This is a genomic window from Aeromonas sp. 1HA1, assembly GCF_029237385.1.
Classification (GTDB): domain Bacteria; phylum Pseudomonadota; class Gammaproteobacteria; order Enterobacterales; family Aeromonadaceae; genus Aeromonas; species Aeromonas popoffii.
In genome coordinates, this window is the sequence record NZ_JAACGC010000020.1 from 1 (window position 1) to 24,527 (window position 24,527).

The following is a 24,527-nucleotide window of genomic DNA, read 5'->3' on the forward strand; positions in this document are numbered from 1 at the left end:
GGCCGCACGATGAAGAGCAAAAGTTAGCATGATCGTTACCATGTTCGGGAGTCACATAGGAGATCAGATCCTGGAAATCGGGAAAAGTGCCAATCAGTTCACAATATTTGTGTATAAGAGTCAGGCGCAACGTAGCCAGTTGGTTATTCAAGGATTGCACCGAGGCAAACAGTTGATGGTAGTGGGTTGGCAGGGCGCCACCGACCAAGAGTTCACCAAAATTGGATTGCTTGAGCACACCGCGGTAAGAGGCCAATGCTTGGCGCAAGATCTCCTCTTTATGGGCGACAAACAGGAACTTGGCGTCGGGTTTGGTTTTCAGAAAACGGGCAAAATCAAAGGCGGAGATCAGGGTCTTGCCCGTCCCGGTGGCCGCTACCACCAAGTTACGAAAGCGCTGATGTAAAGCGCGCTCCATCGCCAATTGCTCAAGGATCTCCTGTTGATGGGGAAACGGCGTGATATCAAAGAAATAGGCAGGACTATTTTTGTCACCATCCCCACGGGCCTCTTGCAGCGCATGCTGTAATTTTGTACGGCTTTCGAGCTTGCCATCAAACAGCTCAAAATCATCGGATTCCCAATAGGTTTCAAAGGTACTCAGGGATTTCTCGATAATATGAGGGATCTCTTGCGAGGTGATTTTTAGGTTCCACTCCAAGCCACTGGTGAGGGCAGAATGAGAAAGGTTGGATGAACCTATATAGCCTGTATGAAAGCCGGTATTTCGGCAAAAGAGATAACTTTTGGCATGCAACCGCTCGCGCTGGGTGTTATAGCTGAGTTTGACTTCGGTGTTGGGCAGGCTGGCTAAAAATTCGACCGCCTTGGCGTCGGTTGCCCCCATGTAAGAGGTGGTAATCACTTTTAATTGGCGGCCGCTGCGGGTGAACTCCTCCAGCTCATGACGGAAAATCCGGATACCTGCCCATTTGATAAATGAGACCAACCAGCAGATGCTATCTGCCGATAATATTTCCCGTTTAATCTCTGACTCCATCGATAAGCCAGCATTGCTACCGCAGAACAGCTCACTTTGCGTTAGACCGGTCAGAGGGAAAACATCTTCGGCATATTGCTTTAAATTGGCTGAGATGGGGTTATCCAACTGGTAGAGCGCCGTCAGGATTTTCCCCTGACTATCGATGAGGTTCTCGCCAATAAAGTCTGGGTCTTGGGTGCGATCCTTTAGCCAAAGCAATAACTGGTTAGCCAGTTCAATTTGCCGTTGCAGCTGATCTTCTCCAGTGACCGAACCCACCGCATATTCCAAAACCCGGCTCAGAAATCGTGATAACCAGACTGCCGCTTCGGCAGGTTCAAGCTGGCGTTCCCCTACGTAAAAGCGCTCGCGGTCGAGTCGAGATGTCAGCAGTTGAGTAATGAGTTGTTCATAAATACCGCATTGTTGCATCGTACACTGGCCTTGAACGTTGTACATGAGGGTGGCGAGAAGAGTATCATTTTTTCCAACCAAATCAGTAAGCTGTTGTCGTCTGTTACTCGTTTGAAAATCGCCCCGGTTTTCGGTGATACAGCCCGGCAGTGGCAGATCCAGCAGCCGGGTGTCTGTCGCCCTTATGAGTCAGCGGTGCGGCGCTTTAGCCGGTGCACGGCCAAGGCGTCAGCCCTGTTGCACAAGCTTTGCGATGGCCTGACCCGGCAGGATGAAACCTTGCTGTCCCAGCGCGAGCAAGCCTGTGTCCCGATCCTGTGATCTGATGGCGGATAAAGGCTTGCCTGAGCAGGTAACACCTGATGGGCGCTTTGCGCGCCTTGGCACAGATCCCTCTGGCAAGGGGGTATGATGAGGTTGCATCACCACAGCAACCAGGAGGAACCATGATCAGCCATATCGACCATCTGGTATTGACGGTCAGCGACATAGAGCGGGCCGTGGCGTTTTACAGCGCTGTGCTCAATATGGAGGCCATCACCTTTGGTGCGGGGCGTCGGGCGCTGCGCTTTGGCAACCAGAAGATCAATCTGCAACTGCCGGGGCAGGAGCCGCGTAACCGGGCGCAGGTGGGGGCGGGGGATCTTTGCCTTATCACCCGCTGGCCGCTGGAACAGGTCATCACCCAGCTTCACTGTCACGGGGTCGAGATAGTGGAAGGGCCCGTCACCAAGCGCGGCGCCTGCGGGCCCATCGAATCCGTCTACTGTCTGGATCCGGATCAGAATCTTATCGAGATCAGCCGCTATCCCTGATGGCGTGACCTGAGCCCTGCCGGGAGATGATGGGGTCGTTCCACCGTTTGCGTCCCTCAGACCCTATCGTCAGCAGTCGTCACCGGAGGGGGGACGACCCCCTCCGCTGACGGTTCGCGCGTTAGGTCCTGCTGACCGCCCTAAAAGGGCCAGTCCGGTGCGTCCGCTTCATCCAAAAACGCGTCTATGTCGGCCCGATAGTCGGCATCGCTGCGATCGTTGCCGACCGGTGCCGCCAGCTCCACTGCCGCAGACGGGGGCTGGGCCGGCGCCGTCAGCGTCTCCATCACCCTCTCTTGCAAATAGGGATAGAAAGGGTTGGAAGAGGTGCGGGTGAGGGAGCCTGGATTGACGATCAGCACCCCGAGTTCCCCGCGCAGGGCCAGGCCGCCCAGATTGATGCCGTACTGGTTCATCTGCTCGGGGCGTGGCGCCATGCCATAGAGGGGATCGTCCATGGGGAAGGGCAGGGCCACGTGGGAGAGGGAGAAGATATCCTTGGGATAGTCGATGCCAAGGGGCTGGATCTGCTGTGACCCGCCGCCCGCCGCCAGGGTGCTGGCCTGCGTCTGTATACGGGACGTCGCCTTGTTGCCCACCACTGTCAGCGTGTAGCGCTGGGGCTGACTCGGCAGCAGGTGACTCAGGGCCAGCTCGGAGGCGCTGCTCATCAGGGGGCCGAAGACAGAGCCGCGATTAATGTCGAACAGCACCAGTTCGCTACCGTTGGCCGGCAGGAAGTGGTAGAGATCGGCGATGATGGAGCGGGTGCTGACGGTGTAGTCGATGACAGACTGGAAGGTGAGGGCCGGGGGAAATGCCGCCAGCTCGCCACTGGCTGCCAGCTGGCGCACCTGCTGCTGGATGGCGTGGGTCAGCCGGAAGGATTGGCGTGCCCCGTTGACCGGGAAGGAGTTGTATTTGAACGGATTAAACTCCGGCATGATGCCGAGCCAGGCCGCGTTGGCAAAGGCGGGCAACAGGGCGGGCACCGCCTTCAGGCCGGCGAAGCGGGCAAAGCGGGTCACCCCAATCATGGGGGAGATGAGCACCAGCTGATCCGGCCTTGTCAATGTGCCTGTCTTGTCTTCCAGCGCATCCAGCGCGTATTTCACCGCCAGCGCGCCGCCGTTGGAAAAGCCCACCAGATGCAGCGGCAACTTGCCCGGGGCCAGCACTCTGGCCTCGCGCACGGCCAGTCGGGTCGCCGCCAGCCAGGTTTCCCACTCGATGTTGACCAACCCGGCGGGCACGGTGCCGTGGCCCGGAATACGGAGGCCCAGGGCGATGAAGCCCTGCTCGCGATAACGCTGGGCCACGTGGCGAAGACTATAAGGGGAGTCGGTCAGGCCGTGCAGGAACACGGCCACCCCCTTCACCTCGCCATCCGGGCGCAGCAGGTAGGATCGGTTCCAGTTATCGCGAAAATGGGCGGGATTGATGGGGGCGTTCTGAAAGTAGCGATTGCCCGCCAGCTGTTGCTCCGGCGGCGTCTTGGCGACCACCTCCTGTTCCACCAGATCGATCAACTGCTGCTCGCGGGTCAGATAGGCTTGCCAGTCGCTGTTATCCAGTTCGTCGGCACTGAGCTCGGGGGGAATAAAGGTATGCCACAGCTGCAGCGGCGCAGCCTGCCAGGCGAAGTAGGCGATCAGCGCCCAAGCGGCCAGCAATATGAGCAAGAGGGTCAGAAGAGAGCGTCGAATGAGACGACGGGTACGAGCCAGCATAGAACTGTCCTTGGCGAGGAAAGAGGGGGGCGGCACCGGTTGGGCTGGGCTGCCGGGATGAGTGTAGCGATTTTAATGCTTGGATATTGTCTAAATTCTAATAGAAACAAGGTGATAAGTACAGATGAAGCGAGCGGTGACAAGGCCATGAAAAACGCGGCAGCCCCGGGCTGCCGCGTGGTGTGTTGAGCCTGGTCGCCGAACTGGGCTAGCAGACCCCCTGCGCCAGCATGGCATCGGCCACCTTGACGAAGCCGGCGATATTGGCGCCACTCTCGTAGTTCACATGGCCCTCACCATCTTGTCCGAATCGGACACAGGTGGCGTGTATGCTGGTCATGATCTCCCTGAGACGAGCGTCCACCTCTTCCCGGCTCCAGGGGAGGCGCTGGGCATTCTGGCTCATCTCCAGCCCCGAGGTGGCGACGCCCCCCGCATTGGCTGCCTTGCCGGGGGCAAACAGCACTTTCGCCTCGTGGAATACCTTGATGGCAGCGGCGCTGCTTGGCATGTTGGCGCCCTCGGCCACCAGTTGCAGGCCGCTGGCCACCAGTTGTCTGGCGTCCTCTTCCCCCAATTCGTTCTGGGTGGCGCAGGGCAGGGCGATCTGGGTGGGCAGGTGCCAGGGCGTGCGGCCGCTCAAAAACTCCAGCCCCAGTTCGTTGGCATAATCGGCAACCCGCTGGCGCTGTTCGTTCTTGATCTCCATCAGCCTGGCCAGCTTCTCGGGGGTGAAACCATCCGGATCATGGACGGTGCCACCGGAGTCGGAGGCGGTGATCACGCGGGCACCGAGCGCCATCGCCTTTTCGATAGCGTATTGGGCCACGTTGCCGGAGCCCGACACAGACACCGTCATCCCCGCCAGCGACTGATCGCGATGGGCCAGCATGGCTTCAACGAAATAGAGCAGGCCGTAGCCGGTGGCCTCGGGGCGGATGAGGCTGCCACCAAAGGAGAGCCCCTTGCCGGTGAAGACGCACTCGGCGCTGTTGGTGAGCTTCTTCATCATGCCCGCCATGTAGCTCACCTCACGCCCACCCACCCCGATGTCGCCGGCAGGCACGTCGGTGTTGGCCCCCAGATGGCGATAGAGCTCCAGCATCAGCGCCTGACAGAAGCGCATCACCTCCCCCTCGCTTTTGCCCTTGGGGTCAAAATCACTGCCGCCCTTGCCGCCACCCATGGGCAGGGTGGTGAGGGCGTTCTTGAAGGTCTGCTCGAAGGCGAGAAATTTCAGTACCGAGAGATCCACCGAGGGGTGAAAGCGCATGCCGCCCTTGAAGGGGCCTATGGCCGAGTTGTGCTGGATGCGGTAGCCGCGATTGACCTGTACCTGACCCTTGTCGTCGACCCAGCTGACCCGAAACTGGATCAGCCGCTCCGGCTCCACCAGCCGCTCCAGCAGACCATGCTGCAAATAACGGGGGTGGCGTGCCACATAGGGCCAGATGGAGGCGACCACCTCGCTCACCGCCTGAATGAACTCGGGCTGGTGGGGGTTGCGGCTGGCCACCTGGGCCAGAAAATCCGTCTGGGATAGGGAATGACTCATCTGTAACTCCTGTAGTGAATGATGAAATGGGCCTCTTGCCAGAGAAAAAAACCATGCCGTGCATCCAAATTTATGATTTGTGTTGGGGATGAATACGGACAAAAACGTGGGTTTGTGTCTGGTTTGCCAACGATTGTTGTGTTGGCCGCCGAAAGTCACAGAAAACCGGAATGGCTGCAGTAAGATAATGTGCGACAACGAAAATCTTTTTATGCATTTTAAGTTAATAAATAGCAAGTGGTTATTGGTGCTGTGTGGCGCAGGCGCAAGCCGATTGCATATGGCGTGAATGTTTTCAGGGTGAAAGCGTGGGGATCTTCTGTCTCGCTCGGGTCGTCATTTTTACCTTTCTCTTCGCCCCATCCTGCCCTTGTCGTGTGAGGGGCTGAGCAATGCGCCAGCGGTGCGCTCTCATCATGGCATGACGCCCCGCACATTTTGGGGCGGCGCGTCGCCGTGAATGGCAAGTATCCGGCGTGCTGGACGGGGCAATATGCTACTGTAGCGGCGTTTTTTGATGGTTAAGCTGGCCTTGGCCTTTTTGAAGATGGAATGATATGCAGAACTTTGACGTAGTGAATCGGCTGATGCAGCAGACAGCCTCCCCGGCTTGGCCGGAACCCGCAACCGCACAACTGGATGGGGCTATCAGCCTGTGGCAGGTGACCCATGCTGGCTGATGAATCCATGCGCCTGAACAAATACATCAGCGAGAGCGGCATCTGCTCGCGCCGTGAAGCCGACCGCTTCATCGAGCAGGGCCAGGTTTTTATCAATGGCAAGCGGGCCGGGATCGGCGATCAGGTGTTTGCCGGGGATCTGGTCAAGGTGAACGGTCAGGTGATCGAGGCGCGGGAAGCCGACAGCCTGGTCTTTATCGTGCTCAACAAGCCGGTGGGCATCGTCTCCACCACGGAGGCGGGCGAGAAGGACAACATCGTCGACTTCGTCAACCACAGCACCCGCATCTTCCCCATCGGGCGGCTCGACAAGGATTCGCAGGGTCTCATCTTTCTGACCAACCACGGCGATCTGGTCAACAAGATACTGCGGGCGGGCAACGATCACGAGAAAGAGTACCTGGTGACCGTCGACAAGCCGGTGACCGACGAGTTTATCAAGGGGATGGGGGCCGGGGTGCCGATCCTCGGGGCCGTCACCAAGAAGTGCAAGGTGAAGAAAGAGGCGCCGTTCGTGTTTCGCATCACGCTGGTGCAGGGGCTTAACCGCCAGATCCGCCGCATGTGCGAGCACTTCGGTTTTGAAGTGACCAAGCTTGAGCGCATCCGCATCATGAACGTCAGCCTCAAGGGGCTGCCGGTGGGCGAGTGGCGCGATCTCACTGACGACGAGCTGATCGAGTTGTTCAAGCTGATTGAGGACTCCTCCTCCGAGGTGAAACCGGCCAAAGGCGACAAGCCCAAGGTAGCCAAGGCCCCGGCCACGCAAAGCGGCAAAGCGGCGCAGGGCAAGAAGCCGCGCCGGGATGATGACCACGAGATAGGTGGTCGCCCCAACGTGCCGGGCCCGGAGGCCTTCGAGAAGAAGATCCCGGTTGGCAAGGTCGGCGCGGGGAAAGGGGCTGCCAACAAAGGCGGCGCAGGCAAAGGCAGTGCGGGTAAAGGCGCCCCCAACAAGGGCAGCAAACCGGCCGCAGGCAAGCCGCGCACCGCTCAGTCCGGCCGGCAGAAGAAGGGGCGCTAAGGTGCCACCCTGAGCGGCGTCAGCCTCTTCTTGCTATCCCCAACACACCGGCCTCAGGCCGGTGTGTTGCGTTGGGCCGTACTGCTGCCCATGGCCGCAGGTGCGGGCAACCTCATTACCTTGGCATAGCCGCGCGGATCCAGGCGCAGCACCAGCAGGCTCATCAGAACCAATCCCCCCAGCTGCCACTGCCAGGCGGCCGCGAAGTCGCCACTCAGGTGATAGAGGCGGGCGGCCACCCAGGGGCCGGTCGCCGCCAGCATAAAGCCGAACCCCTGCATCAGGGCACTCAAGGTGCCGGCGCGGCGCGGGTCGGGCAGGTGATCCAGCGCAATCACCATGATCAGCGAAAAACTGCCGCCAAGCCCTGCGCCACAAAGCATGCACCAGAGGGTGGGGGCGCTGGCAGGGGCGAGCCAGAGGCCGCCAAAACCGGCCAGCTGCATGGTGATCGCCAACCCCATCCAGGGGCGCCGGTCTGTGTTGCGGGCGGCCAGCAGTGGCAGGCCGAGGCCGCTGGCGGTCTGCGCCAGTGCCAGCCAGGCCACCAGCTCGCCCGCCTGCGCTGGGCTCCACCCTTGCGCCATGTAGGCGGGGGCCAGCCAGGCGACGACGATGCCGTAACCGCTGTTGATGATGCCAAAGCAGCCGATCAGCAGCCAGCTGCGGGGCAGGGCAATCAGGCGCTGCTCGCCGTGGGGAATCGCGACCGCAGCGGCGCTTGGCAGGCGTACCCGCCAGATAAGCCAGACCATGGCCAGCAGCACCGGCAGACTCCACAGCGCCAGTGCCCGTGACCAGTCGAGGCTGGCCGCCAGTTGCGGGGTGAGACTGGCCCCCAGCGCCCCGCCCCCCATCATGCAGGCGGAGAAGATCCCCATCACCAGCGGCACCTTGTGGGTGAAGGTCTGCTTGATAAGGCCGGGCAGCACGCCTTGCACCAGTGCCGAGCCCAGGCCGCAGAGCGCCGCGCTGGCGATCAGCAGGGCGCCGCTCTGGGCATCAAAGCGCATGGCGTTGCCCATCCCCAGCAGCAAGAGGGCGGTTCCCAGCAGTTGGCGCGGGCTGGCGCGCCGACGCAGGCTCGGGGTGAGCAGCACACCAATTCCGATCAGCCAGAGCGGCAGCAGGGTGAGCCAGGCCAGGGTATCCATGCCCAGCGCCAGCGTGTCGGCAATGTCGCGGCTCAAGGGGCCGATGGCGGTGAGGAAGGGGCGCAGGTTGAGGCCAATCAGGATCACCAGCACCAGCAGGGCGGTGTGGCCTGGGTGTTGATCCGTATTTCGTTGATTCATCAGGCATCGCCCTCGGCGCAGAGGGAAACGGGGAGCATTCGGGAAGCAGAAGCATCGGGGCTGAACATGGCAGAACACCGTCAAAGGGGGAAAAAACGCCAGCCTAGCGGGGTTGAAAGTCATTTGGAAATTAAATGATAGAATGACATTCAGTGGTTTTGTAAATGGAGTGCCCCATGCTGGATCCCCTGTTACTGCGCAGTTTTGTCGCCATTATCGACACCGGCAGCTTCACCCGCGCCGGTGAGCGGGTGCACCTGACCCAATCCACCATCAGCCAGCAGATCCGCCGCCTTGAGCAGCAGCTCGGCTGCCCGCTGCTGGACCGCGCTGGCCGCCAGGTGGTGGCGACGGCGGAGGGCGAAAAATTGCTGGGGCTGGCCCGCCGCATTCTGGCGCTGCTGGCACAGGCCGAGGAGCAGGTGACCGAAGGGAGCCTGCAACTGAGTCTGGGAGTACCGGAAGACTTTGCCGCCGGCGCCATGGCCCCGGTGTTGGCAGCCTTTGCCCGCGACTATCCCGAGGTGCGACTGGAGGTGCACAGCGGCCTGAGCCACGAGATCTGGCAGCACTTCGAGGCCGGTGATCTGGACTTGGCGCTGGTCAAGCAGGCGCGTGGGCAAGGCGCCCCCCTTGCCAGCTGGCGTGAACCCCTGGCCTGGGTCGACAGTCGCGACTGGCCCGCCAGCGAGCGTGACCCTTTGCCGCTGGTGGTGTTCCCGAGCGAAGGCCTCTATCGGCGGCAGATCACCGAGGCGCTCGATGGACAGGGGCGGCGTTGGCGCATCGCCTATGTCAGCGCCAGTCTCGCCAGTTTGCAGGGGGCCGTGAGTGCGGGGATCGGAGTGAGCTTGCTGCCCAAACGGCTGTTGCAACCGGATCAGGTGACCCTGTCGCACTGGCCCAAGATCAATCCGGTAGAGCTGGCGCTGCATGCCGGGGCGAGTGGGGGCGAGCCACTGACCCGCTTGAGCGCAGCCCTGATCGCCCTTTGTGACGAGGTGATGGGGCCGCAGTAAAGTGAATGAGTGCGTGAGCGGGTCGAGTCAAGCGCTAGCGCACCTTGCCCTTCACGATGAGCAGGGTGATGATGGCCAGAGTGAAAATGAGCGGGGCCCAGGCTCCGTGATGGCTTATCAGAGTCGCTCCGGCGGCAGCAACCCCAGCCACGCTCTGTTGCAAGAAACCGCACAGGGCCATGGCGTAGGCGCCGTGCTCCCTGCCATCACTCACTGCCAGCGCCATGCTGTTGGGAAAGAGCACCGCCTGACCGAAGATGATGAGGCAGTAGCAAGCCATCATGGCCACCAGTCCGCTGCTGCCCTGCAATGCGCCCAAAGTCCAGAGTAACAACATCCCGCCCGCGGCCAACAGAATGAGGGCGGCCCCCTGATGCATCAGTTGGCGGCTACCCACGCGGGCGACCCGCCTGTTAACCGTCATGGCACCAGCAAAATAGGCGACCCCGATGAGTAACCCCAGGGTTCCGAAGGTGGTGACCTCAAGCCCGAATCCTTGTTGTAGCACGAAGGGGCTTACCTCTTGCAGGGTGACCGTGATGGCAAAGCCGAGCCCGCCAGCGAAGGCTGGCCAGAGAAAACCGGGGCGACGCAGCAGGCTGGTATAACGTGACCACATGCCACCGCCTGTTGCTGCTGGATTGGGGCCTTGCAGCGGCAGGCTGTTCATCAGCGCCAGTGCCAGAACACCGACCCCGGCCATCAGTACGAATCCCAACTGCCAGTGGGCATAACGGCTGATGATACCGCCTATCCACTGACCACCGCCGAGAGCCGTGATGAAGGCGATGGAGAGTACCGAGAGGCGGCGCGCCAGCTCATCTCCCTGCCAGTGATCCCGCACCAGAATGCGGGCAATGATGGTGGCCCCCCCGGCGGCCACCCCTTGCAGTGTTCGCAGGATCAGCAGCAGCGGCCCTTGGCTGGTGGTAGCCAGCAGCAGGCTGAGGCCGACAAACAGCAGCAGTGATAGGGCGAGGGGCAGCCGACGGCCGTAGCGATCGGCGGCCGCGCCCCAAAACAACAACGGTAGGGCGGCCCCAATAACGAACAAGGAGATAGAGAGTTCAGCCTCCAGGCGGGTTATGGCGAGATCCGTCATCACAACGGGCAGGGAGGGGAGATAAACGGTGGTAGCCATCTGGGCCATAAATACGATGAGGCAGGCCAGCGTCATGATGCGGGCGGAGAGGCTCCAGAGACCGGCCTGATCGATGCAATCCTGGTTATCCATAACAACGCTCGGGCAATGAGGGGGCCATATCTTTGCACTGCCCGCAGGCCGAGTCAGCTCCCCATCTGGTTTAAGTCTTGCCCGGCGGTCAGCGGGGACTCGGCCCATGGCCTGGCAGCACGGCGAGCCGGAGCTCGCCCTCGTCGTGGCCTGTGTCGGGGTCAAAGGCTGCGCCATCGCGCTCGACGTCTTGGGCCGCACCGCCAGCGCAGCGACGTCCACCGCACAGATATATTCGCATTCCGTGGCACTCACGCCGCAGATGACGCCATAGGCATGCTCGCTCGGTTTCGAAACGGATAGGATCTGCTATGGCACTTGCTGTGTGGGGCGGCAGTGCTGCCGTGCTCAGTGATCCTTGCCTTCTTTCAGCTTGCGTTGATAGTCCTCGGCGACGATGGCCAGCGCCGCCAGGGCAAGTGCCGGATCGATCCGGTTGGTTTCCAGCAGCTCGATAAGATCCACCGCGAGCTTGACCTCGGGCGGGGCATTTTCCAGTGACATGACAGACTCCGTAATGGGGAAAATGCCATTATACAGAGCCGCACCCGGATAGGGACCGGCTCTGTGTCACGGGTGATGCAGGGCTCAGAGGTGCTGGCGCATCTCCTTGTCGATCTCCTCGCGCAGGGCCATCAACTTTTTGGCGTAGAGCTGCAACTGCCGATCACTCTCGCTCACCGGTTGCCACTGGGGCACAGGGGTCGGTGTGCCTGTTTCGTCCATGGCCACGAAGATGATGATGCAGTGGGTGGTCTTGTGGCGCTCCCGGCTGGCCGGATGGCGGCTGTAGACATCCACTGCCAGGTGCATGCTGGTGGTGCCGGTGTGGATCACCTGGGCGTGAACCTCCACCAACTGGCCTATCTGGATGGGGCGCAGAAAGCGAATGCCCCCCACGTAGACAGTGACCGCATAGCCGCTGCACCAGCCGGCGGCGCAGGCGTAACCCGCCTGATCTATCCACTTCATCACCATGCCGCCGTGTACCTTGCCGCCGAAGTTGACGTCGGCGGGCTCGGCCAGAAACTGCAGGGTCAGTTCGCGGGGTGGGGTCATACACTCTCCTTTTCCTGACAATAGTTGCGGGGCCGGTGGGCTTACCGGCGCCCTGGCTGGCCCGAGAAGCAGGACCGCATGTATGTCAGGTATACCGTGAATAAGGACAAGATGCACAGGACCCGGTGCGATATTGGGCAGGCGTTCACTCTTGGTTCATAAACGTGGCGCGAGCATGGGGATTCCATTGCGAGGAGTCATGATGAAACAGATGCTGGATCAGTTGTTGGGCGCTGGCAAAGGCTGGCTCAACGAAGGCGGCGACAGCCGCAAGTCGCAGATGAAGGGCATGGCGCAGGGCGGCCTGGCCGCCGGTGCCATGGCCTTGCTGCTTGGCAACAAGAAGGTGCGCAAGTATGGCGGCAAGGTGGCGGCGGTAGGCGGGGCGGCGGCCCTCGGTGGCCTCGCCTACAAGCTTTATCAGGATTGGCAGGCCCAGCAGAGCGGAGCCACGCAACCCACCCAGCCCCTCGATACCCTGCAGGGGCAGGCGCTGGATGCGCGCGCCACCCTGCTGGTGCGCGCCATGGTGGCGGCGGCTCGGGCCGACGGCCACATCGACGCGGCCGAGCGCCAGAAGGTCCAGGATTACCTGACCGAGCAGGGCCAAAGCGATGCGGCGCGCTGGATTGACGCCGAGCTGGCCCGCCCCCTCGATCCGCAGGCGCTGGCCCGGGAGGTGACCGACATGGAGCAGGCCACCGAGGTCTACCTCGCCTCCCTGCTCGCCATCGATGTGGATCACTTCATGGAGCGCGGCTATCTGGATGAGCTGGCACGGGCCTTGAAACTCGATGACAACCTTAAGGGGAGTATCGAGCGGCAGGTGGCCCAGCTGGGATCCCCGAGCTGACGCTGTGGTAGCGGGAATGGTCATAACGCCCCGTCACGGGGCGTTATTGTTGCCCGCTGTGAGGCTCACACTCGGCCACGAGTGGATACGATTGACCCTTGCAATTGCCGCTGACTCCCATAATGATGGGCTTTTCGCCCATCCCAAAGAGGATGGACGTGCCCACCTGTTAGCAAGCACCAGAGCAAGGAGCACATGTTGGAGATACGCACGGCAACCGGGCAGGATATCGACGCCATTCTCGAGCTGAATCGGCAGATAGGCTTGATCCACTTTGAACATGCCCCCGAGGTGTTTTGTCCGCCATCACCGCAGGAGCGGGATTTTCTGCTCAATGCCATCGGCAGCGAAGGGCGACTGTTTTGTGTCGCCGTGCTGGATGCCGAGGTGGTGGGTTTTCTGACCGCCAGAATCGACATCAATGAAGCCATCCCCTTTCTCACCAGACTTCCCATCTGCCGTATCGGCTCAGTGGTGGTTGACGAACACCACAGATCCCGAGGCATAGGCAAGGCCTTGATTGCCCATTGCGACGACTGGGCCAAGGCCCGTGATGCCTGTCAGATCCGGTTGGAAGTCATGTCCTTCAATGAGAGAGCCAAGTCGCTTTATGAAACATTAGGGTTCAAGGTACAGTCACAGATCATGGCCAGATAAGTCGCGTTATCTCCCACACAGAGGCCCGTTACGGGCCTCTGTTGTTTGCTTTTTCTGGTGAGTCATGTTCTGCCGGGCTCTGGTTATACGTTGCCGATATTGAGTGGCATAATAATATCTAACTGTGCTGGTTTTAATGAACAAATGAAATTGTAATGCAGGGCTGGAACATTTTGTAACAATTTATGTGGTTGTAAGGGAATGTAATTCGACTCTTTACTTGTGGCAGGTGTGATCATGCGTTTAAAATGCACTGTGCATATCGTAGACGCTGCTAACTAAAATCAACCACTGTGCAAGGTAATATTGGCTAGTTACCTTTATGCTTTCCTTGTCAGAAACCGGATTGGTTTTACTTCTGTATTGTTTGTTCTTTTATTGGGGGATTGAGATGAAGATTTCTATTATCGCGACAGCATTGGTACTGGCTGGTTCAGGTTTCGCTGCAAACGCCTCAACGGTTGGGGACATCGCCGTATATGCAACAGAAAAATCGCAAGGCTCAATGTCGATAGGAACCAAAGATGCTTACACAAAAACCTTTGAAATTGCTTTGGCAAAGCTATCTGGCAATGACATCGACTTATCAAAAACTTGCTTGAAAGCATACGCCAAAAATAATCAGGAGTTCAAGTTAGACACCGTTGATGAAGCCCTTTCTTCAGGTGTTCTGAAAAATGGTAATATGGTAAAAGGGATTGCAGTATTTGCTGATAATAATGATGCTATCCTTAACGCTGCACTGGTAAAAATATCTGATAACTGTCATTAAACTTCACCCTCAACTTATGATGTTGGAATGCCAGTCGCATACGCGACTGGTTGGGAAGATTAAATCGTGATTAAGGTTTATGCCGTTTTTTATACGCATACGTTAAGCGCATTTTCCAAATATTTCATATGCCACGGAAAGTGACGCTTATTCATACGAAGAGCTTTGCTTAAGTGTGGCGTCGATAAGCCCGGCCAGTTTGATCAGGGCGGCCTCCAGCTGCGGGCTCCAGGGATGGGAGCTGTTGAGACGCAGGCAGTGGTTGTGTTGCCCCTGGCTGGAAAAAAGCGCGCCGGGGGCCACTGAAAAACCACTGGCAAGGGCCTTGGCGTGCAGGGCGCGGCTGTCGAGGCGGGTGTCAAACTCCAGCCAGAGGAAGTAGCCGCCATCGGGGGAGGAGATGCGCACCTCATCCGGGAAGAGGCGCAGCAGGGCCGCCCGCATCTGCTGCTGGCGCTGTGCCAGGGTGTGGCGCAGACGGCGAAAGTGGGCATCCACGCCGCCGTTGAGCAGCATCTGGGCCAGTGCCAGTTGGCTTGGCACATTGGTGGAGAGGGTCGACATCAGTTGCAGCCGCTGGATGCGTTCGGCATGGGGCCCCGCCACCACCCAGCCGACCCGAAAGCCCGGTGCCAGGCACTTTGAAAACGAGCTGCAGAGCAGGCTATCGCCGCGTGCATCCCAATACTTGATGGGCCTGGGCCGCTCGCGGCCAACATAGATCTCGGCATAGACGTCGTCCTCCACCAGTGCGACGCCGTGGGTGTTGAGCAACTGCATCAGCCCGCGTTTGTGTTCATCAGGCATGGAGTGGCCCAGCGGGTGCTGCACATTGCCCATCAGCCAGCAGGCCCTGATGGGACGCTCGGCCAGCGCCTCGGCCAGCAGCGCCAGATCGATACCCACCCCCGGGATCACCGGGATCTCCACCGCTTTCAGCTTCAGCCGCTCTATGGCCTGCAGGGCACCGTAGAAGGTGGGGGACTCCACCACCACCCAGTCACCCGGCTCGGTCAGCACCTGCAGGCTGAGGGAGAGCGCCTCCATGGCCCCAGTGGTGATGATGATCTCCTGCGGGTCGACCGCCAGCCCGTCGCTGGCGTAGCGTTGGGCGATGGCACGGCGCAGCGCCTCGTTGCCGGGGGGAAGGTCGGCCACAGTGCTGAAGGGATCGAGTTTGCGCATGCAGCTGGCCAGTGCCCGCCCGAGTTGGGGATGGGGGAACAGGGTCGGATCGGCCACCGACATGCCAAGGGGCACCAATTCCCGCGATTTGCTCGCCTGCAGGACCTCGAACACCAGATCGTTGATGTCTACCGAGCCGCTGTAGTGGGGCTCACTCTGGGTCGCGGATTGCTGGCGGGAGGGGGCGGCCTTGACGTAGTAGCCGGACTGGGGGCGGGCGAGGATCCGCCCCTGGCTCTCCAGCAACTGATAGGCCTGTAGCACCGTCATGGGGCTGAGACCGTGGGTCTTGCAGCTCTGGCGAATGGAGGGGATGCGCTCTCCCGGTTGCCAGATACCGGTATCTATCTGGTGTTGCAAACGGTCGGCCAGCTGGCGGTAGAGGGACATGGGATGACGCAACTGTTATAGGTGTAATTGACTATAACTGCATCTGTTATAGGTGTCATGCTCCGTGGTGTACTTGTCTCGCACAAAACGTGCAAGACAAATACAACAAAAGAGAGTGACGCATGATCAATCCGGATGACGTGGTCAGCTTGTCGCGCCTGCAATTTGGCGCCACGGCCATGTTCCACTTCCTGTTTGTGCCCCTTACGCTGGGGCTGTCCTGGATCCTTGTGATCGCAGAGTCGGCCTATGTGATGACCGGCAAGGTGATCTATCAGGACATCACCCGTTTCTGGGGCAAGCTGTTTGGCATCAACTTCGTCATGGGGGTGACCACAGGTATTACCCTGGAGTTCCAGTTCGGCACCAACTGGGCCTATTACTCCCAGTATGTGGGGGACATCTTCGGTACCCCGCTGGCCATCGAGGGGCTGATGGCCTTCTTCCTCGAATCGACGCTGGTGGGTCTCTTCTTCTTCGGCTGGGACAAGCTCTCCCGCGGTCAGCACCTGCTGGTGACCATGCTGGTGGCGCTCGGCTCCAACCTCTCCGCGCTCTGGATCCTGATCGGCAACGGCTGGATGCAGAACCCGGTCGGCGCCGAGTTCAACCTGGTGACCCAGCGCATGGAACTGGTGGATATCGCCGCCGTGCTGCTCAACCCGGTGGCTCAGGTGAAGTTCGTCCACACGGTGGCGGCGGGTTACGTGGCGGCCTCCCTGTTCGTGATGGGGGTGAGCAGCTGGTATCTGCTGCGCCGCATGGAGGTACGCTTTGCCCTGCGATCCTTCGCCATTGCCTCCGGCTTCGGGCTGGCGGCCATCCTCTGCGTCATCGTGCTGGGGGATGAGTCGGGCTACCGTACCGGCGAGGTGCAGAAGGTCAAACTCGCCGCCATCGAGGCGGAGTGGGAGACTGAACCCGCGCCTGCGTCATTCACCCTGTTCGGCTTCCCGGATCAGGACGCCGAGACAACTCATGCCGCCATCAAGATCCCGTATCTGATGGGGATCATCGCCACCCGCTCCCTCGATGAGACGGTGACCGGCATCAAGGATCTCAAGGTGCAGCACGAGGCGCGCATCCGCAGCGGCATGCTGGCGGCCGGGGCACTCGAGCAGATCCGTGCGGGCGACGATTCGGCCGAGAACCGTGCGCTGTTCGAGCGGCACGGCAAGGATCTCGGTTACGGGCTGCTGCTCACCCCCTATGCCAGCAATATCGCCAAGGCCGGTGAGGCGGAGATCGCCAGGGCGGTGGAGGACTCAGTGCCGCACGTTGCGCCACTGTTCTGGGGTTTTCGCATCATGGTCGGGCTGGGGATGCTGATGCTGGGGCTGTTCGTGGTGAGCTTTGTCCAGCTCTGCCGCAACCGCCTGCAGAGCTCACCACGCCTGCTCAAGACATTGATCTGGAGCATTCCGTTGCCCTGGATAGCCATCGAAGCGGGTTGGCTGGTGGCCGAGTTCGGTCGTCAGCCCTGGACCATCAGCGACGTGCTGCCGGTGTCGGCCTCGGTCTCTTTGCTACAGCCGGGCCAGCTCTGGTTCAGCCTGATCGCCATCTGTTCTATCTATACCCTGTTGCTGGTGGTGGAGCTGTTCCTGCTGTGCCATGTGATCCGCAAGGGGCCCGCCATGCTTCATACCGGCCGTTACGCTGGTGAACAACCCGAACTTGCGAGGATCGCCTGATGGATTACGCAACCCTGAAACTCATCTGGTGGGGGCTGGTGCTCTTCATGATGGTCGGCTTTATCGTGATGGATGGCTTCGATCTGGGCATCGCCATGCTGCTGCCGGTGGTCTCGAAGGATGATGAAGACCGGCGACTGGTGATCAACAGTGTGGGGCCGGTATGGGAGGGCAATCAGGTGTGGCTGATTGCCGGGGCTGGTGTCCTGTTCGCCGCCTGGCCGCTGGTCTATGCCGCCGCCTTCTCCGCGCTCTATGTGCCCTTCATGTTCCTGCTGTTCGGCCTCTTCTTGCGTCCGGTCGGCTTTGACTATCGCAGCAAGTTGGCCGACCCTGTGTGGCGCCGCTGGTGGGACAGAGCCCTGGTGGCCGGTGGCCTGGTGCCGACCCTGGTGCTCGCCGCCGCCATCGCGCTGGTGATGCAGGGGCTGCCGTTTCGCTTCGACAGCGCACTGCGGCTGCACTACGGCGCGTTCAATGTCCACTGGGGCTGGCTGCTCTCGGTGCTCGCCACCGCCATCACTCTGTTGCTGCTGCACGGCGCCAGTTTCCTGCAAGCCAAGGTGGAGGGGACCCCTGCGCTGCGTGCCCGTGGTCTCGCCATCCTGCTGGCCCCGCTGGTGACCCTCTGCTACCTGCTGGCCGGCTGGCATCTGCTCGACTTGCCCGGCTATCAGCTGACTGGCCTGGCGGGCCAGCCCTTTGATCCCAATGCCGCCATCAGCCCGCTGATGAAGGGGGTGATCCCCCAGGCCAGCGGCTGGCTTGGCAACTACGTCGACTACCCGCTGCTGTGGCTGGTGCCGCTTGTCGGGGCACTGGCGCCGCTGGCAAGCGGCATCGCCGCCTGGCTGGAGCGGGGACGGATTGCGCTGCTGGCGAGCGGGCTGGCTTGCGCCGCCATGCTTTGCTCGGTGGCCATCGCCCTGTTCCCCTTTGTGCTGCCCTCATCCCTCGATGCGGCCAGCAGCCTGACCCTGTGGGATGGCACCTCCAGCTACAAGACCCTGGCCATCATGTTCGGGATCGTGCTGGTGCTGATGCCCATCAACCTCGGCTACACCGGCTGGGTCTACCGGGTGGTGCGCGGCAAGCTCGACCGCGCCCGCATCAAGCGCGACAGCCATCAACTCTACTGACCTCAAGGGAGCCTTTATGTGGTATTTCACCTGGATTTTGGGCCTGGGTTTCGCCCTGCTGCTTGGCCTGTGCAACCTGCTCTGGCTGGAAGCGCGTTGGGAAGCCGATGAACGGGACGACAATCCGCCCCACCGCTGACCCCCGTCGGCTGGGGAATGCGCCCAGGTGCATAGCCCCAGCCAACCTCTGTTGTCATACAACCGACCGCTAATGGTGATGAAACAGACCTTGAAAACGGTGGCGCTGGCCATCGGCTGCGCGATCGCTGCCGCCCAAGCGCATGCCGAACCGGTACAACTGACCCCGCAGGACAAAACCTTCACCCAGCGGGTGCCCGGCAGTGGCGGCGTCTACCTGCGCTTTGGTCAGGCAGGGGCCAAACGCGCATCAGGTCGATGTTATCGGCATCACCCACTTTCACACCGCTCATCTGGCCGACTTGCACAACAGGCAAAAAAACAGGGCGTGAAAAGAGATGAGCGGCCCTTATACCTCGCAGTTGGGGGCTCACATTCTCTTAACTGACCTGCATTACGGCATGGGGCGCTTGTTTTTATGCGGCAAAGAGATAGGGAGGTGTTGTTCAAGAGTGGGGACAAGCTTGCGCCATGCAGGGCTGCAGGGCTGCACGGCGGCAAGTGGCACAAGGGCAGATCAGGCATCCAGCGGCTGATAGCGGCGAATATTGCTGCTGGCAAGCCAAGGCTCGGCCCTGGCGATAAAGTCGATGAAGTGTGGCTGCTGCTGATGGGCGGTGAGAGCGGATCCGCTCTCCCACTGCTCGTGCAGCATCCAGCTGTGGGGATTGTCCCGATCCTGATGCAGCTGATAACGCTGGCAACCGGCCTCTTGCCGGGTGGCCGCCATCAGCGGCTCAAGGGCGGCGCGAAACAGCTCGGCATATTCGGGTTTGGCTTCAAGCTGGGCAATCACAATCACGGGTGATGACATCTGAACCTCCTTGGCAAAAAAGAAGGGTCAGTATGCCTGTCGCTACTTGCTGAAAACAGGGCGCTGGTCGCAAAACCGTATTAAGGGGAATAGCAGTAATGGGAGAAAATAAAGGCAATAGTGCTGGAACCCACTATTGCCTTATACGGTTCTTAGTCTTATCTAGGATTAATTCTGGCATTGCCACCAAAGAAACCAACTGTCATACCGCCCCCCTTGAACCAGCTGTGGTCACTTGATGCATTTTTATCTTTCATGGTGATAGATGAATACAGGAAGGACGCGTATCGGAAGGTGCCAGAGCGCCCACGCAGTTGATCTTTAGGATAAATCGATGTCCATACACCTTCTATATAGCCATATCCAATGCCCCCACCTTCACCGGTGAACGTCAGATAGTTGTAGTTTGCCGCTTCTGCATCAATCTGACAGCTTATGATGCCGCCGCCAACCGCCAAGCCGGCACACTTGGTATACCATCCGTAGTTGAATCCAGAAGCCGTTTTAGTGATGGCGTTCTGAGTCAAAGGCTTGTTCTCTGCATCCATAGCAATGGATATGTAGGAGTCATCTTGATTGGCCTCTGAGGCTGAGCGGCCTTGCCGAGAAGAGCCCTGGGTTTCATCAAGCTGAATGGATATATTTATCGGGCTGCTTTTTTGCAATGGTTTATTCTACAAGAGGTATCTCAGAACTTATTATCAATAAGACGAAAGCTTATTCCCCATAAAGTTTGATCTCCAATACATTGGCGATGGCACTGCCATTCCAGTGGTATTCCAGATGCTGGGCTTGGTGGATCTTGGTGACCAGGCGGGGGCGATAGAGCACATGGCAGTTATGACCGCTGTGGCGCACAGAACGGTAGTGGATACCGTCCATCCCCTTGGTTTTCTGCTCTTGGGCGAAAGCTTGGGATTGACCATAGCTGGTTGCGTGATAAAGCGGGGTGGAGAGAAATTCCGCGCTGGTGATATCGACCAGATTGGCGTTGAACTCGGTATAGAGCACCCGCATCTGTACTTTCTGAGCGGGTTCGTTGGTGTAGCTGAACATCCGCTCCTGGTGATAGACCGTCTCTTTGATGGCGGTATCGAGTAGGGGCGCACAGTAATACCCGCCGAAATCGCCAGTGGTGAATCTGGCCCCTTCCGGGTTGATATGGGTGAAGGCTGCCATCACATAGCTGCTGCCATTCAGCCCCACCAACCAATCCTCTTTCGGTACCAACGACAGATCTCCCGCCGCTTCATTCAACCGATCATTGGTCAGTGACTCGATGGCCCAGACGGCCTCCAGTTCGTCCGCATTGGCCACGTCTTCATAGAGATCGATGGTGGGGTAGCGGCTTGGAATGATCCGATAGGCTCGCTCCCCCTTGAGTTCAATCAGTGGCTGCTCTTGCATCAGGCCATTCCCCCGCGCCAGGCATGCAGGCGGGTGGCGACCTCATACAAATCAGCCACGCGGCCAGCGTTCATAATGTCCATCGCGCTGCGCCCGGCAAAGAAGGGGTGGCTGTTGGGTTTACGCACCCAGCCGTAGATGCTGTCGTCGGCACTGAACAACATCCTCAGACACTTGTGGATATTGAGGATGTAGCTCATCCGTTCTTGCATATCCACGGTCAGGCGGATCCCACCGCTTGATTCCTTGTATTTGTTCAATGTTGAACGAGATGAGATGCCAAGAAGCTTCAGCTGTTCATCCGTATTGCATTGCCACTTATCCAGAATACGGAATACCACAGGCAGTGCCTTGCTGGGGTCAATGGCGCCATTTTTCAGGGCTTTTCGTGCTGTATTGGCCATATCTCCTCCTTAATGTAATCAGCGCCAGACTGCTGTCTGGCGCGTGAAATGTTAACTTGAGTTTAGTGTAGAAGAAATGTGCATGCATGTACACATGTATGCACACATGTACAAGTGTGAGTAGATATGAACATTAATGCTCTTGTTTTAGGTCACGCAAAAACGCTTTGTTGTCAGACACTACCTGATGCAGTGCAGGCTGGTACCTTGGGTTGGGCTGTTCGGCAGCGGGTCGGTAATGCTGCCCGGAGCGATAAAGAGGGTGCTGCCTGTGACGGCGTACCTGATGGCGTCGCGCTGGTAGATGACCACGGTGGTGAGCCCGGCGGCCAACCGGTCGGCCATCAGCTGAGTGCACCGACACCTTGGGACGGTTGGCTTTGGTCTGAAACTGGTTCGGTAGACCTTGCCGCAGAGTTGGACCAGTATCGGCCAGTCCTGGTCATGGGCCGGGATCACGTATTCATCCGTTCCTGCCTGTTCGGCTGGTGGCTGGCCATCTGGCATCCAATCTGGATCATTGGGGAGCGCTCGGCGCGGGTAGCCAGCGCCCGCCCATACCTTTGAGATAGCAGCGGAAGAGGCCGCTATTCGTGGCATAGCGGCCCGCCTCAAAGTGCAGGTTTCGCGCGGGGTGGGCTTGTTGTCAGGTAATGATGACCCGGAGCTGGGAGTCTATTTCTTGAGGTGTTTTCTGATGGCCTTGCCCGAGGTGCCGACGGCTTTCACCGCTCTTTTCAGCTGTACTTCGGTGCACTCGAAGGTCTTGATCCACAGCTTCATCTCATAGGGGTCGTTGACGTTGATGCTTTTGGCATCGAGGGGATGGGCGATGGTATTGTTGTCAGGCATAGGAACCTCAACTTGTTGAAATGGTTGGCGAGACAGCGGTCCTGACTCTGTGCTCATGTTCCTCCATATCGGTCGTGGGCGTGGTGATGGGGCTCACACAACGCAGGTAGCGGGTGAAACAAGGCCCGCTCACGACCCGAATCATCGGACCCTGTGGCTGGATGATGCGCATTGCACGCAAAGCGGTTGTCAGATCAGGTAGCTGATGGGGTCATCCATTCCGGGCATTCCAAGCATCCCGGGCATTCCGAATACCCCGAGCATCTTGATGGTCACGGTAGGCTTGCGCCCGCAGGCCCCGTGGCCAAAACCGCGCGCTTCAGGGCGGGGCGGATGGGCCCCTTCATCAGGCAAGAAAAAGGGGAGCCAGGCTCCCCTTGGGTTTACTGCACAGCGGTCAGAACTTGTAGAGCCAGGAGACGGCGGTGAAGTAGCCGTTGTAGTCCTGGTTCAAATTGCCGAGGTTGCGCTCTTCGCCGGTGTAGAGGTAATCCACATCCTGGAAGTATTCGTAGCGCACATCCCAGCGCAGCGAATGCTGCCGGGTGAGCTGATAGAGGGCATAACCTTCCAGCCGGTGCTGCTTGCTGGTGAGGTCGGGGTAGTTATAGCCCTTGCTGGCGTCCGTCTTGCCGCGACCATAGGCGAAGCTGTAGTCGAGCCCCAGCTCCAGATCCCGGTCAAATGCCTTCTTCTGGGTCAGTCCCAACCCCAGGGTGGTGATCTCGTCGCGCACCGCCGTGCGGTAGGGATCCCAGTCCGGCGCGCCTGTGTAGGCGTGGTTCTGCTTTGATGTGATCCACTGCAGGTTGCTGAACAGATGGCCGCTCAGGTTGTCGTCAAACTGCTGGTTGAGGGTGAGGTCTAGGCCATAGTCCTCGCCCTCGCTGCGCCCTATGTCCGGCTCCTTGTAATCATCCTTGGCCCACCAGCCTTCCAGGCTGGCATCCCGCCCCTCGCTGAACTGGTAGCCGAGGTCGGTTCTGAGCTCCACCCTGTCCTTATCCGCCAGATAGAACTGGCGCAGGGTCGGGCTGCCGTTGCCGCCAGCGTTGTCGTGACGCCAGTCAGAGCCGTTGCGGGTGCCCCAGGCGAGTTTGCCGCCCAGTTGCAGCGGGCCGGGCGGGCGGTAGCGTCCCTTGAGGAACAGGGTGTGCTCGTCGGTATCCTGCCGGTCTGCCTGTTCGCGCTGATCGGCCTTGTACTGGTAGCCGGTGGTGAGCTTGACCGCGCGGCTGAGCCTGTAGTCGGCCTCCAGATCCGCCTTGCTGCGGGTATGATCACGCTTGCTGCGCGGCTTGCCGATCACGGCGTATTCGTCTGACTTGTCCTTGCGATCCCGATACTCCCCACCGGCCCGCAGGGTGAGATCCCGGCCAACGCGGCTCACCCATTTGGCATCGGCCTGGAAGGTGCTGATCTCGCCGTGGAAGTCATCCTGAGTGACGGGGGCATTGCGAAAGGCGGTCAGGCTGCCGTTGGAGGTGGCCTGGCTGCTGAGGACGCGGCCAGTCAGGCTCTGCCTGTCCCAGTTGTACTGGCCGGAGAGGCTCAACTGGTGGAAGTTGTTGTCGGGTTCATAGGCGCGTTCGTTGGCGTAAGGGTCGGTGACGCTGCCGTAATAGAGGGCGGTGTCATCGGTGCGGTAGAGGGAGCCGTTGTAGGCGAGATCGACCAGCCAGCCTTCGCCCAGATAACTGACGCCGCTCTTGACCAGGGTGGTCGAGGTATCGTCGACGGGCTTGGGCAGGAGGCCGGGCACGCCGCCGACCCCGGGCACGGTCGGCTGGTAGTAGGCGAGGGTGGCCTCTTTTTTCTCATGAGAAAAATCGGCATAGGGGCGCCATGGGCTCTTTGGCGTATAGGCGAGCCCAGCGGCCAGCTTCTTGCGCACCACCTCCTTGTCAAATTCGGCCAGCTGGCCCTGGGTCAGCGGGCTGTCCCCCGGTCGATAGACGCTGCGCCCATGGCTGTTCCAGTAAAAGGGGGACTCCGAGTAGCCCTACCAGCCGATGAAGCAGCCATTCGATGCGGCGCTGGCCAAGGCCGGGCAGAAGCTGCACGAAGAGTCCGGTTGCAAGAAGTGCCACTCGGAAGGGGGCTCTGTGGCGGAAGATGAAGCCTCCATCCTCGCCGGTCAGCCCAAGGGCTACCTGCTGACTGCACTGCAGGAGTTCAAGGCCGGCAAGCGCAGCAACGACGAGAAGATGAACAAGCCGCTCATCGCCATGAGCGATGCAGACCTCAAGGCGCTGGCCGAGTATTACGCAAGCCAGCAGTAACCGTCGCCGCACCCGCTCCCATTGACGCAGCCACCTCGCCGCCCGCCGGCGGGGTGTGCTCCTGCTACCCGGTCATGACCGTCAAAGGCGCTGCTATCCGCTCCTTTTTTGCGCACTGGGGGAGATGACACCC

General features: G+C 59.9%; 27 protein-coding genes and 1 pseudogene. 14 read left to right on the top strand and 14 right to left on the bottom strand.

Annotation, left to right across the window (positions count from 1 at the left end; genetic code table 11):
- Window positions 1-1,414 (bottom strand): DEAD/DEAH box helicase family protein (locus GWQ22_RS08590; protein WP_275930042.1); only part of this gene is annotated, 1,414 nt, incomplete at its 3' end.
- Between the two features lie 428 nt (window positions 1,415-1,842).
- On the opposite strand from GWQ22_RS08590, the gene GWQ22_RS08595 reads away from it, so the two are divergent.
- Window positions 1,843-2,211 (top strand): VOC family protein, encoded by a 369-nt coding sequence (locus tag GWQ22_RS08595; protein ID WP_275930043.1) that lies wholly within the window; start codon window positions 1,843-1,845, stop codon window positions 2,209-2,211.
- Window positions 2,212-2,351: 140 nt separating this feature from the next.
- Here GWQ22_RS08595 and GWQ22_RS08600 read toward each other — a convergent pair whose 3' ends face one another.
- Together GWQ22_RS08600 and gdhA are read right to left on the bottom strand one after the other, a co-directional pair.
- A complete protein-coding gene (locus GWQ22_RS08600; protein ID WP_275930044.1) occupies window positions 2,352-3,941 on the bottom strand; it encodes an alpha/beta hydrolase in 1,590 nt (529 codons plus the stop codon).
- 208 nt (window positions 3,942-4,149) lie between these two features.
- Window positions 4,150-5,496 carry an NADP-specific glutamate dehydrogenase gene (gene gdhA, locus GWQ22_RS08605; protein WP_275930045.1) on the bottom strand — a complete coding sequence of 449 codons (1,347 nt, stop codon included), beginning with the start codon at window positions 5,494-5,496 and terminating at the stop codon, window positions 4,150-4,152.
- Between the two features lie 557 nt (window positions 5,497-6,053).
- Between gdhA and GWQ22_RS08610 the strand changes: the two genes are divergently transcribed.
- Both GWQ22_RS08610 and rluF read left to right on the top strand, forming a co-directional pair.
- Window positions 6,054-6,176: a hypothetical protein gene (locus GWQ22_RS08610; protein ID WP_258224700.1), complete on the top strand. Its 123-nt coding sequence runs from the start codon at window positions 6,054-6,056 to the stop codon at window positions 6,174-6,176.
- Window positions 6,166-7,200, top strand: coding sequence for a 23S rRNA pseudouridine(2604) synthase RluF (gene rluF / locus GWQ22_RS08615; protein WP_275930046.1), 1,035 nt, complete (start codon window positions 6,166-6,168; stop codon window positions 7,198-7,200). Before GWQ22_RS08610 ends, rluF begins: the two co-directional genes overlap by 11 nt.
- Before the next feature lie 53 nt (window positions 7,201-7,253).
- Here the strand turns inward: rluF and GWQ22_RS08620 are convergent, their stop codons facing one another.
- Window positions 7,254-8,495 (bottom strand): cyanate transporter, encoded by a 1,242-nt coding sequence (locus GWQ22_RS08620; protein WP_275930047.1) that lies wholly within the window; start codon window positions 8,493-8,495, stop codon window positions 7,254-7,256.
- 176 nt (window positions 8,496-8,671) lie between these two features.
- Here GWQ22_RS08620 and GWQ22_RS08625 point away from each other — a divergent pair, with 176 nt between their 5' ends.
- The gene (locus GWQ22_RS08625; protein ID WP_275930048.1) at window positions 8,672-9,514 is read left to right on the top strand and encodes a LysR family transcriptional regulator; all 843 of its coding nucleotides are present in this window, start codon (window positions 8,672-8,674) and stop codon (window positions 9,512-9,514) included.
- A 34-nt stretch (window positions 9,515-9,548) separates the two neighbouring features.
- Here GWQ22_RS08625 and GWQ22_RS08630 read toward each other — a convergent pair whose 3' ends face one another.
- Entirely contained in the window at window positions 9,549-10,748 is a 1,200-nt protein-coding gene (locus GWQ22_RS08630) for an MFS transporter (RefSeq protein WP_275930049.1), read from the bottom strand.
- A gap of 106 nt (window positions 10,749-10,854) precedes the next feature.
- Between GWQ22_RS08630 and GWQ22_RS08635 the strand changes: the two genes are divergently transcribed.
- Complete coding sequence (locus GWQ22_RS08635) at window positions 10,855-11,022, top strand: hypothetical protein (protein ID WP_275930050.1); 168 nt, start codon at window positions 10,855-10,857, stop codon at window positions 11,020-11,022.
- Between the two features lie 74 nt (window positions 11,023-11,096).
- Here GWQ22_RS08635 and rsmS read toward each other — a convergent pair whose 3' ends face one another.
- Together rsmS and GWQ22_RS08645 are read right to left on the bottom strand one after the other, a co-directional pair.
- Entirely contained in the window at window positions 11,097-11,252 is a 156-nt protein-coding gene (rsmS, locus tag GWQ22_RS08640; RefSeq protein ID WP_084204560.1) for a pleiotropic regulatory protein RsmS, read from the bottom strand.
- A gap of 84 nt (window positions 11,253-11,336) precedes the next feature.
- The gene (locus GWQ22_RS08645; RefSeq protein ID WP_042034564.1) at window positions 11,337-11,807 is read right to left on the bottom strand and encodes an acyl-CoA thioesterase; all 471 of its coding nucleotides are present in this window, start codon (window positions 11,805-11,807) and stop codon (window positions 11,337-11,339) included.
- Between the two features lie 202 nt (window positions 11,808-12,009).
- Here GWQ22_RS08645 and GWQ22_RS08650 point away from each other — a divergent pair, with 202 nt between their 5' ends.
- The 3 genes from GWQ22_RS08650 to GWQ22_RS08660 all read left to right on the top strand — a co-directional run bounded on the left by GWQ22_RS08650 (window position 12,010) and on the right by GWQ22_RS08660 (window position 14,089).
- Window positions 12,010-12,660 (top strand): tellurite resistance TerB family protein, encoded by a 651-nt coding sequence (locus GWQ22_RS08650; protein ID WP_042034563.1) that lies wholly within the window; start codon window positions 12,010-12,012, stop codon window positions 12,658-12,660.
- Between the two features lie 198 nt (window positions 12,661-12,858).
- A complete protein-coding gene (locus GWQ22_RS08655; protein ID WP_275930076.1) occupies window positions 12,859-13,317 on the top strand; it encodes an N-acetyltransferase in 459 nt (152 codons plus the stop codon).
- A gap of 391 nt (window positions 13,318-13,708) precedes the next feature.
- Complete coding sequence (locus tag GWQ22_RS08660) at window positions 13,709-14,089, top strand: DUF4354 family protein (RefSeq protein WP_275930051.1); 381 nt, start codon at window positions 13,709-13,711, stop codon at window positions 14,087-14,089.
- A 147-nt stretch (window positions 14,090-14,236) separates the two neighbouring features.
- On the opposite strand, the gene GWQ22_RS08665 is transcribed toward GWQ22_RS08660, so the two are convergent.
- Window positions 14,237-15,664, bottom strand: a complete 1,428-nt coding sequence (locus GWQ22_RS08665) for a PLP-dependent aminotransferase family protein (RefSeq protein WP_275930052.1) — start codon at window positions 15,662-15,664, stop codon at window positions 14,237-14,239.
- A 122-nt stretch (window positions 15,665-15,786) separates the two neighbouring features.
- Between GWQ22_RS08665 and GWQ22_RS08670 the strand changes: the two genes are divergently transcribed.
- The 4 genes from GWQ22_RS08670 (at window position 15,787) to GWQ22_RS08685 (ending at window position 19,023) form a co-directional block, all read left to right on the top strand.
- Window positions 15,787-17,358, top strand: coding sequence for a cytochrome ubiquinol oxidase subunit I (locus tag GWQ22_RS08670; RefSeq protein WP_275930053.1), 1,572 nt, complete (start codon window positions 15,787-15,789; stop codon window positions 17,356-17,358).
- Window positions 17,358-18,497 (top strand): cytochrome d ubiquinol oxidase subunit II, encoded by a 1,140-nt coding sequence (cydB, locus tag GWQ22_RS08675; RefSeq protein ID WP_275930054.1) that lies wholly within the window; start codon window positions 17,358-17,360, stop codon window positions 18,495-18,497. Before GWQ22_RS08670 ends, cydB begins: the two co-directional genes overlap by 1 nt.
- Window positions 18,498-18,513: 16 nt before the next feature.
- Window positions 18,514-18,636 carry a cytochrome bd-I oxidase subunit CydX gene (gene cydX / locus GWQ22_RS08680; RefSeq protein WP_108537179.1) on the top strand — a complete coding sequence of 41 codons (123 nt, stop codon included), beginning with the start codon at window positions 18,514-18,516 and terminating at the stop codon, window positions 18,634-18,636.
- A 78-nt stretch (window positions 18,637-18,714) separates the two neighbouring features.
- Window positions 18,715-19,023 carry a hypothetical protein gene (locus GWQ22_RS08685; protein ID WP_275930055.1) on the top strand — a complete coding sequence of 103 codons (309 nt, stop codon included), beginning with the start codon at window positions 18,715-18,717 and terminating at the stop codon, window positions 19,021-19,023.
- Window positions 19,024-19,152: 129 nt separating this feature from the next.
- Here GWQ22_RS08685 and GWQ22_RS08690 read toward each other — a convergent pair whose 3' ends face one another.
- From GWQ22_RS08690 to GWQ22_RS08705, 4 genes are all read right to left on the bottom strand, one after another.
- The gene (locus GWQ22_RS08690) at window positions 19,153-19,449 is read right to left on the bottom strand and encodes a putative quinol monooxygenase (protein WP_275930056.1); all 297 of its coding nucleotides are present in this window, start codon (window positions 19,447-19,449) and stop codon (window positions 19,153-19,155) included.
- 158 nt (window positions 19,450-19,607) lie between these two features.
- Window positions 19,608-20,114, bottom strand: a complete 507-nt coding sequence (locus tag GWQ22_RS08695; protein WP_275930057.1) for a hypothetical protein — start codon at window positions 20,112-20,114, stop codon at window positions 19,608-19,610.
- Window positions 20,115-20,166: 52 nt separating this feature from the next.
- On the bottom strand, window positions 20,167-20,856 hold the full coding sequence (locus tag GWQ22_RS08700) for an RES family NAD+ phosphorylase (protein WP_042034554.1): 690 nt from the start codon (window positions 20,854-20,856) through the stop codon (window positions 20,167-20,169).
- Window positions 20,856-21,260: an MbcA/ParS/Xre antitoxin family protein gene (locus GWQ22_RS08705; RefSeq protein ID WP_042034553.1), complete on the bottom strand. Its 405-nt coding sequence runs from the start codon at window positions 21,258-21,260 to the stop codon at window positions 20,856-20,858. Before GWQ22_RS08705 ends, GWQ22_RS08700 begins: the two co-directional genes overlap by 1 nt.
- 207 nt (window positions 21,261-21,467) lie before the next feature.
- Between GWQ22_RS08705 and GWQ22_RS08710 the strand changes: the two genes are divergently transcribed.
- On the top strand, window positions 21,468-21,827 hold the full coding sequence (locus GWQ22_RS08710) for a hypothetical protein (protein WP_275930078.1): 360 nt from the start codon (window positions 21,468-21,470) through the stop codon (window positions 21,825-21,827).
- 108 nt (window positions 21,828-21,935) lie between these two features.
- Here the strand turns inward: GWQ22_RS08710 and GWQ22_RS08715 are convergent, their stop codons facing one another.
- Both GWQ22_RS08715 and GWQ22_RS08720 read right to left on the bottom strand, forming a co-directional pair.
- A complete protein-coding gene (locus GWQ22_RS08715) occupies window positions 21,936-22,112 on the bottom strand; it encodes a DUF3606 domain-containing protein (protein WP_080741165.1) in 177 nt (58 codons plus the stop codon).
- 397 nt (window positions 22,113-22,509) lie between these two features.
- A pseudogene (locus GWQ22_RS08720) lies at window positions 22,510-24,114 on the bottom strand (MtrB/PioB family decaheme-associated outer membrane protein); the annotation flags it as partial.
- A 10-nt stretch (window positions 24,115-24,124) separates the two neighbouring features.
- Here GWQ22_RS08720 and GWQ22_RS08725 point away from each other — a divergent pair.
- Window positions 24,125-24,394 (top strand): c-type cytochrome, encoded by a 270-nt coding sequence (locus GWQ22_RS08725; protein ID WP_275930058.1) that lies wholly within the window; start codon window positions 24,125-24,127, stop codon window positions 24,392-24,394.
- Window positions 24,395-24,527 lie beyond the last annotated feature (133 nt).

What these genes read in the sequence shown, in the direction of transcription:
- GWQ22_RS08670 (WP_275930053.1), top strand. Translation starts at nt 15,787, where the DNA reads ATGATCAATCCGGATGACGTGGTCAGCTTGTCGCGCCTGCAATTTGGC.
- gdhA (WP_275930045.1), bottom strand. Translation starts at nt 5,496, where the DNA reads ATGAGTCATTCCCTATCCCAGACGGATTTTCTGGCCCAGGTGGCCAGC.
- GWQ22_RS08690 (WP_275930056.1), bottom strand. Translation starts at nt 19,449, where the DNA reads ATGTCATCACCCGTGATTGTGATTGCCCAGCTTGAAGCCAAACCCGAA.
- GWQ22_RS08725 (WP_275930058.1), top strand. Translation starts at nt 24,125, where the DNA reads ATGAAGCAGCCATTCGATGCGGCGCTGGCCAAGGCCGGGCAGAAGCTG.
- GWQ22_RS08595 (WP_275930043.1), top strand. Translation starts at nt 1,843, where the DNA reads ATGATCAGCCATATCGACCATCTGGTATTGACGGTCAGCGACATAGAG.
- GWQ22_RS08600 (WP_275930044.1), bottom strand. Translation starts at nt 3,941, where the DNA reads ATGCTGGCTCGTACCCGTCGTCTCATTCGACGCTCTCTTCTGACCCTC.
- GWQ22_RS08645 (WP_042034564.1), bottom strand. Translation starts at nt 11,807, where the DNA reads ATGACCCCACCCCGCGAACTGACCCTGCAGTTTCTGGCCGAGCCCGCC.
- GWQ22_RS08665 (WP_275930052.1), bottom strand. Translation starts at nt 15,664, where the DNA reads ATGTCCCTCTACCGCCAGCTGGCCGACCGTTTGCAACACCAGATAGAT.
- GWQ22_RS08610 (WP_258224700.1), top strand. Translation starts at nt 6,054, where the DNA reads ATGCAGAACTTTGACGTAGTGAATCGGCTGATGCAGCAGACAGCCTCC.
- GWQ22_RS08620 (WP_275930047.1), bottom strand. Translation starts at nt 8,495, where the DNA reads ATGAATCAACGAAATACGGATCAACACCCAGGCCACACCGCCCTGCTG.
- rsmS (WP_084204560.1), bottom strand. Translation starts at nt 11,252, where the DNA reads ATGTCACTGGAAAATGCCCCGCCCGAGGTCAAGCTCGCGGTGGATCTT.
- GWQ22_RS08650 (WP_042034563.1), top strand. Translation starts at nt 12,010, where the DNA reads ATGAAACAGATGCTGGATCAGTTGTTGGGCGCTGGCAAAGGCTGGCTC.
- GWQ22_RS08630 (WP_275930049.1), bottom strand. Translation starts at nt 10,748, where the DNA reads ATGGATAACCAGGATTGCATCGATCAGGCCGGTCTCTGGAGCCTCTCC.
- GWQ22_RS08635 (WP_275930050.1), top strand. Translation starts at nt 10,855, where the DNA reads ATGGCCTGGCAGCACGGCGAGCCGGAGCTCGCCCTCGTCGTGGCCTGT.
- cydB (WP_275930054.1), top strand. Translation starts at nt 17,358, where the DNA reads ATGGATTACGCAACCCTGAAACTCATCTGGTGGGGGCTGGTGCTCTTC.
- cydX (WP_108537179.1), top strand. Translation starts at nt 18,514, where the DNA reads ATGTGGTATTTCACCTGGATTTTGGGCCTGGGTTTCGCCCTGCTGCTT.
- GWQ22_RS08685 (WP_275930055.1), top strand. Translation starts at nt 18,715, where the DNA reads ATGAAACAGACCTTGAAAACGGTGGCGCTGGCCATCGGCTGCGCGATC.
- GWQ22_RS08660 (WP_275930051.1), top strand. Translation starts at nt 13,709, where the DNA reads ATGAAGATTTCTATTATCGCGACAGCATTGGTACTGGCTGGTTCAGGT.
- rluF (WP_275930046.1), top strand. Translation starts at nt 6,166, where the DNA reads ATGCTGGCTGATGAATCCATGCGCCTGAACAAATACATCAGCGAGAGC.
- GWQ22_RS08625 (WP_275930048.1), top strand. Translation starts at nt 8,672, where the DNA reads ATGCTGGATCCCCTGTTACTGCGCAGTTTTGTCGCCATTATCGACACC.
- GWQ22_RS08700 (WP_042034554.1), bottom strand. Translation starts at nt 20,856, where the DNA reads ATGCAAGAGCAGCCACTGATTGAACTCAAGGGGGAGCGAGCCTATCGG.
- GWQ22_RS08705 (WP_042034553.1), bottom strand. Translation starts at nt 21,260, where the DNA reads ATGGCCAATACAGCACGAAAAGCCCTGAAAAATGGCGCCATTGACCCC.
- GWQ22_RS08715 (WP_080741165.1), bottom strand. Translation starts at nt 22,112, where the DNA reads ATGCCTGACAACAATACCATCGCCCATCCCCTCGATGCCAAAAGCATC.